This window comes from Intrasporangium sp. (assembly GCF_035280925.1).
Lineage (GTDB): Bacteria > Actinomycetota > Actinomycetes > Actinomycetales > Dermatophilaceae > Intrasporangium.
Map to the genome: position 1 here is coordinate 24,784 of NZ_DATEEY010000056.1, position 6,142 is coordinate 30,925.

5 protein-coding genes are annotated in these 6,142 nt (G+C 71.9%); 3 read left to right on the forward strand and 2 right to left on the reverse strand.

Features of this window, described 5'->3' with window-relative positions; all coding sequences use genetic code 11:
• Positions 1–27 precede the first annotated feature (27 nt).
• Both VJN29_RS05735 and VJN29_RS05740 read right to left on the reverse strand, forming a co-directional pair.
• Positions 28–1,071: a DUF4097 family beta strand repeat-containing protein gene (locus VJN29_RS05735; RefSeq protein ID WP_324142626.1), complete on the reverse strand. Its 1,044-nt coding sequence runs from the start codon at positions 1,069–1,071 to the stop codon at positions 28–30.
• Positions 1,072–1,094: 23 nt separating this feature from the next.
• Positions 1,095–2,840: an FAD-binding oxidoreductase gene (locus tag VJN29_RS05740; RefSeq protein ID WP_324142627.1), complete on the reverse strand. Its 1,746-nt coding sequence runs from the start codon at positions 2,838–2,840 to the stop codon at positions 1,095–1,097.
• A 44-nt stretch (positions 2,841–2,884) separates the two neighbouring features.
• On the opposite strand from VJN29_RS05740, the gene VJN29_RS05745 reads away from it, so the two are divergent.
• The 3 genes from VJN29_RS05745 to VJN29_RS05755 form a co-directional block, all read left to right on the forward strand.
• Complete coding sequence (locus VJN29_RS05745; protein WP_324142628.1) at positions 2,885–3,517, forward strand: TetR/AcrR family transcriptional regulator; 633 nt, start codon at positions 2,885–2,887, stop codon at positions 3,515–3,517.
• 10 nt (positions 3,518–3,527) lie between these two features.
• Positions 3,528–5,066 (forward strand): glycerol-3-phosphate dehydrogenase/oxidase, encoded by a 1,539-nt coding sequence (locus tag VJN29_RS05750; RefSeq protein WP_324142629.1) that lies wholly within the window; start codon positions 3,528–3,530, stop codon positions 5,064–5,066.
• 36 nt (positions 5,067–5,102) lie between these two features.
• The coding region (locus VJN29_RS05755) for a GNAT family N-acetyltransferase (protein WP_324142630.1) at positions 5,103–6,142 on the forward strand (1,040 nt) is incomplete at its 3' end.

Below are 6,142 nucleotides of genomic sequence, written 5' to 3' on the forward strand. Positions count from 1 at the left end.
CCGAAAGCTGTTCACTCGATCGGATGGCTAGTTGATCTCGACGTCGCCGGAGCCCGTGCTGACCTTGATGAGGTGGTCCGCGGTAGCGCTGGACGGGACGTCCACGTCCTGGTCCCCTGAGCCGGTGTCCACGTCGAGGCGGAACTGCTCGGCGTCCGGAGCGTCGATCGACACGTCACCGGAACCGGTCTCGATGTCGAGGCTGTCCGGTGCGGATGGCAGCTCGAGGTCGATGTCGCCGCTGCCCGCACGGAGGAGGACACTCGCCGCGTCGGAGTCGAGGCTGAGCTCCATGTCACCGCTGCCGGTACGGACGTCGACCTTGCCTGCACCGGGGAGCAGGCCCAGGTCCACGTCACCGCTGCCAGTCTGCAGCCGCACGTCGGCACTGCTCAGCCCGTCGGCCTCGAGATCGCCCGAGCCGACCTCGGCGTCGATCACACCGAGCGACCCACTGAGGACCACGTCCCCCGATCCACCGCGGAGCTCGACGGCAGTGTCATCGGGGACCCGGACGATGTAGTCGACGCCGCAGCGCCACGACACGCCCTGGCAGTCGGCCTCGGAGATCGCGACGCCGTCGGCGTCCCAGGTCTCGTTCGGCGTCGGCTTGGTTCCACCCAGACCCCACTCGAACTGTCGGGTCACCTCGATCTTGCCGGCGGGCGCGCCGCCGAGGACCTGGACGTCGTTCGAGCCGACCGCGAAGGAGATCGTGTCGCCCGTGAACGGGCGGACCTCGGTCTCCGTCTTCGACTCGGTGATGACCCCAAAGCTCCCGATGACGAGAGCCAGCCCGACGCCGGCCAGGCCCAGCCACGGACCTCGCGAGCGGCCCCTCGGGGGCGCGGAGGTCGGCAGCGGGCTCTGTGGAACCGACGGCGGGCTCTGTGGGGGACCGGGTGGCGCCGAGGGCGCCGAGGGTGGAGGTGCCGCTTCGAGGCTGTCGCCGTGGATCCGGTCGTCAGGCACGTCCGTCGCCGGTGGCATGGTCGGCCGCGGGAGGAAGGGACCCTGTGTCGGGGTGTCCGCTGAGCCGCCCGGCGATGGAGCGCTGGGTGTGGAGGTCACCGCACCACCGTAGGCGGGACCCGTCAGATGGTCCACGAGATATCAGCGTCCGGGAGTGCGTCCCGGAGTGCCTTCGGGGGTGCGTCAGGGATGAGCTTGCCGGGATTGAGGATCCCGGACGGGTCGAGCTCGGCCTTGATCGCACGGAGCAGCCCCATCCCGACCTCGCCGATCTCCGTGGAGAGATAGTCCCGGTGGTCGGTGCCGACGGCGTGGTGGTGGGTGATGGTCCCGCCGCCGTCGATGATCGCCTGGCTCGCCGCGGACTTGACCTGGCGCCACTGGGCCAGCGGGTCGGCGGACTGGGGCGTGACGAAGGTGTAGTAGAGCGAGGCGCCATCCGGGTAGACGTGCGAGACGTGGCACATGACGACCGCGCGTCGCCCGTCGACCCCCAGCGAGCCGCGGATCGCGGCGCCGACCACCGCGTGCAGGCGCGAGAGGTTGGCCCAGGTCGTCGCCGTCTCGAGGGTCTCGACGAGGAACCCGTGATCCATCAGCTCATCCCGCAGGTACGGCCCCGCGAACCGGCCGCGCTCCCACGCCCGGGCGACCTGCTTCGGCAGCGGTCGACCCCCGCCCTTCCTCAGCAGCCGGTGCGCAGCGCGCTGCCGGTGCCGCAGCTCGCCCTCGTCGTCTCCCTCCCAGACGAGGACGAGCAGGGCGGGCCGGTCCAGCCCGCGTGCCCTGACGTATCGGAGCAGGCGCCGCCCCGATGCCCCCGCCAACGTGAGGTTGACGCGTGTCTCGTCCTCGTCCGACAGCCGGCAGATGGTTGGCAGTGCGGCTCGTCCCAGGTGCTGCGTCAGCCCGTGCAGGGCCTTCGCCCCCGCCACGAACGACGGATGGGCCCAGGCGGCGTACCGCTTTGCCGTCGGCAGCGGTGCGACCCGCAGCGTGGCCTCGGTGATGACGCCGAGCGTGCCCTCACTCCCGATGACCACGTCGAGGAGTCGGGGACCGGCGGCCGAGGCCGGCGCGCGTCCGCCGAGGACGAGCTCGCCACGCGGCGTGGCGAGTCGCAGCCCGACCACGTTGTCGTCGATCCGGCCGTACCCGCTGGAGGCCTGGCCAGCTGACCGCGTGGCGACGTAGCCGCCGACCGTCGCCTCCTGATGACTCTGCGGGTAGTGCCCGAGGGTGAGGCCGTGGGCCTGCAGCGCTCGCTCTGCCTCGGGGCCCCGGAGGCCCGGGCCGAGGGTGGCGGTCCTGCTGATGGAGTCGACGGCCAGGACGTCGTCAAGCCGTCGCAGGTCGAGCGAGATCACCGCGGTGAAGCGATCGCGGTCGCTCGCCGCGCCGACGCCACCGACGACGCTCGTGCCGCCGCCGAAGGGGACGACCCCGACACGGTGCTCGACACACACCCGCAGCACGGCAGCGACCTCATCAGGACCACCCGGCACGACCACCCCGTCCGGCGCGTCGGAGCCGTCGCCGGTGCGCAGCCGGTACAGGTCCGGATAGCCCTTCCCGCCGGCATGCTCGATGCGCCAGCCCCGTTCCAGATGAACGTGGTCCGGCCCGACCACGTCGGCCAGCGCCTGCCGAGCCGCAGCCCCGGCGCCCTCATGACCGAGCCGGGACGGTGCCAGCGCGACGTCCTCCAGCGCGACCGGTCGCGAGGCCCCGGCCGAGCCGACGCCGACAAGACCGAGCTCGGCCCGGAGGAACCGCCATCCCGCATCGCTCAGCGGATGAGCGCGGCTCGGGTCTCCCCAACCGTGCCACACCGATCGCGGAATCACCTCAGTGAGAGAACTGGACACATGTAACACTGTTACAGGAAACGTTTCACACGTACAGTGGCTGGATGGAAACAGGCGAGCCGAGCACCGGCGAGCTGAGCACCGACGAGCTGAGCACCGACGAGGCTCTGCTCGCGGCCGTCCGGGACGAGGTCCTCGCCTATGGCGTCCGTCGCGCCACCGCGACGTCGATCGCCCAACGGGCCGGGGTCTCGCGGGTGACGGTCTATCGGCGCGGTGGCGGCATCAAGCAGCTCCTGCTCGACGCCCTCGTCGACGAGTTCCGCAATGCCGTCGAGGAGGTCACGGCGCTCGTGCTCGCGGAGCAGTCGCCGCGGGACGGACGGGCGGCCGTCACGGCCCTCGCGGTGGCGATGGTCCGCAAGCTCAGCGAGGCACCGCTGGTCGCAGCGCTGCTCAAGCACGACCCGGAGATGCTGCTCCCCTACCTCGTCGATCGCCACGGGCGCAGCCAGCAGCTGATGATCGAGGCGATGACCGGCGCGATCGCCGCGGGTATGGCGGACGGCTCCATCCGCGACGGCGACCCGGCGCTCCTGTCCGTCGTCCTCCTCCACGCCCTGACGCCCTTCGTCATCGGCCTCGGTGTGGTCACCGCCAAGCACGACCGCACCGAGGTCCTGACCGAGGTGCGACAACTCGTCGATGCCTACCTGGCCCCGGAGGCCACGAGCTGAGGAAACCGCCATGACCGTCTCCATCAACGCGCGGACCCGCTCGGGTGCGCTGCACAGACTGGCAAGCGAGTCCTACGACGTCATCGTCGTGGGTGGGGGCGTGACCGGCGCGGGCGTTGCCCTGGACGCAGCCTCCCGTGGGCTGCGCACCGCGCTGGTCGAACGTCATGACCTCGCTGCAGGCACGAGCCGTTGGAGCTCCAAGCTGGTCCACGGGGGCCTGCGCTACCTCGCAAGGGGAGACGTCGCAATCGCGTGGGAGTCGGCTCGCGAGCGGCATGCCCTCATGACCGGCATCGCGCCTCACCTGACGCGTGCCATGCCGAATCTCGTGCCCCTTGGCGCGTCGACACCGGCCGCGACCGGGCTCGCCCTCCAGGCCGCGATCCGCCTGGCCGACGGGCTCAGGGTGGCAGCAGGCACCCCGAGGCGGCTGCTGCCCCGACCGTCACGCATCAGCGCGGCTGAGGCGCTCGTGCTCGCACCGGGACTGCGGACAGCGGGGCTCCGCGGTGCGCTGCTCTACTGGGACGGCCAGCTCGAGGACGATGCGCGGCTCGTCACCAGCATCGCGCGGACGGCGGTTGCCCATGGCGCGGAGGTCGTCACGCGGTGCAGCGCGACGGCGCTCGCCGACCGTGCCGTGACCCTGCGCGACGAGCTGACCGGCGAGTCGTTCGAGGCACGTGGCCACGTCGTCAACGCGACCGGGGTCTGGGCCGGCGAGCACGAGCGGTCCGTTCGCATCACGCCCAGCCGTGGCTCGCATCTCATCGTCCGCGCCGGCGCGATCGGCTCCCCGAAGGCCATCTTCAGCGCGCCGGTGCCGGGCCACCGGGCGCGGTTCGTCTTCGCCGTGCCACAGCCGGACGGGCTCGTCATCCTCGGTCTCACCGACGAGCCGGCACCCGGGGTCGATGGCTTCGCCCCGGCCGTGCCAGACGCTGACGCCCGGTTCCTCCTCGACACGATCAACTCGGCTCTCGCGCGGCCGCTGGAGGCGCAGGACGTCGTCGGTCGCTACGCCGGGCTCCGCCCCCTCGTCGAGGACGGGGGTGGCATCACGGCCGACGTCTCGCGCCGCCACCTGCTCGTCGACGAGCCGGGGCGGGCCGTCACGATCACGGGAGGCAAGCTGACCACGTACCGCCGGATGGCCGAGGACGCCGTCAATGCCGTATGCCGCAGGGCCGGCTCCCAGCTCCCGTGCCGGACCCGTTCCCTCCCCCTCGTCGGCGCAGCGCCACGAGACGTTCTCGCGCGTGCCGCGGCGCCGACGCGACTCGTCCGTCGCTACGGCACCGAGGCCGCCACCGTGTTGGCCTTGCGCGAGGCCCATCCGGACCTCGCCGTGCCGGTGAGTGACTCCTGCCCCACCCTGGGCCTCGAGTTCCTCTTCGGCGTCCTCCACGAAGGCGCCATGGTGGTCGAGGACCTCGTCGAACGACGGACTCGCGTAGCGTTCGACGAGGCTGCCCTGCCCGCCGCGCGCCAGCTGGCAGAGCGTGCGCTCGACCGCGCAGGCGAGCTCGTCGCGCCCTCAAACTGAGTCGCCGCAAGCGAGGCTCGCTGGCAGGCTGACCACATGCCCACCTCAGCAGCGCCGGCGCCCATCCTCACCGACGGCACTCTGACGCTGCGGCCACACACACCGGCCGACGAGGGCGGCATCGTCGAACAGTCCACTGACGAGCAGTCACAGCGCTGGACGACCGTGCCACGTCACTACACACGCGCGGACGCGATCGCGTTCCTGGAGCACATCGCCAGCCAGTGGAAGGACCCGCGAGGAGTGCGCTACTGGGCCCTCGAGGTCACCGCAGCCGACGGGAGGCCGCGCTTCGGCGGGACGATCGATCTTCGACCCGGCGAGGCGTGGGACCACGCGTCGATCGGGTTCGGGCTCCATCCGGCGGCCCGGGGCCGAGGCGCGATGTCACGAGCAGTGCGGCTCGTGGCGACGCATGCCTTCGAGGACGGCCCCTGGGGACGGCCGCTGGGCCGGATCCACTGGCGGGCCATCGCTGGGAACTGGGGTTCGCGCCGGGTGGCCTGGGCGACCGGGTTCACGTTCCACGGCACCCTGCCCGGCACGCACCCCAACGTCCAGGACCCCTCGGGGCCGGCGCTGGACTGCTGGCACGCCAGCCTGGCGGCCGGAGAGCCGATGCACCCCCGGGTCCCGTGGCTGGAGCCAGTTGTACTGGAGAAGGGGGGAATCCGGCTCCGAGCCTTCCGTGAGTCCGACGTCGACGCCCTCGAGGAGCGCAACGACCCGGAGCACTGGTTCCCGCAGCGGTCCCTCCTGCACCCCGAGACGTTCGACGCATGGCTCGCCCGCCGCCGCGAGCTCATGGCGAGCGGCAGTGCCGTCGAGTGGGCCATCGCCGATGCGGCCACCGACCGGATCCTGGGCGGTGTGGCCGTCTTCGTGCTGACCGGGACGCTGACGGGCGATGTCGCGGAGCTCGGCTACCAGCTGGTGCCGAGCGCTCGCGGCAAGGGGGCCATGAAGGCGGCCTGCCGACTCGCGATCTCCCATGCGTTCAGAGCCCGGGAAGACGGCGGGCTCGGCCTGCGCCGGCTCGTCGCGGAGACGGCCGCGGACAATGCCGCGAGCAACGG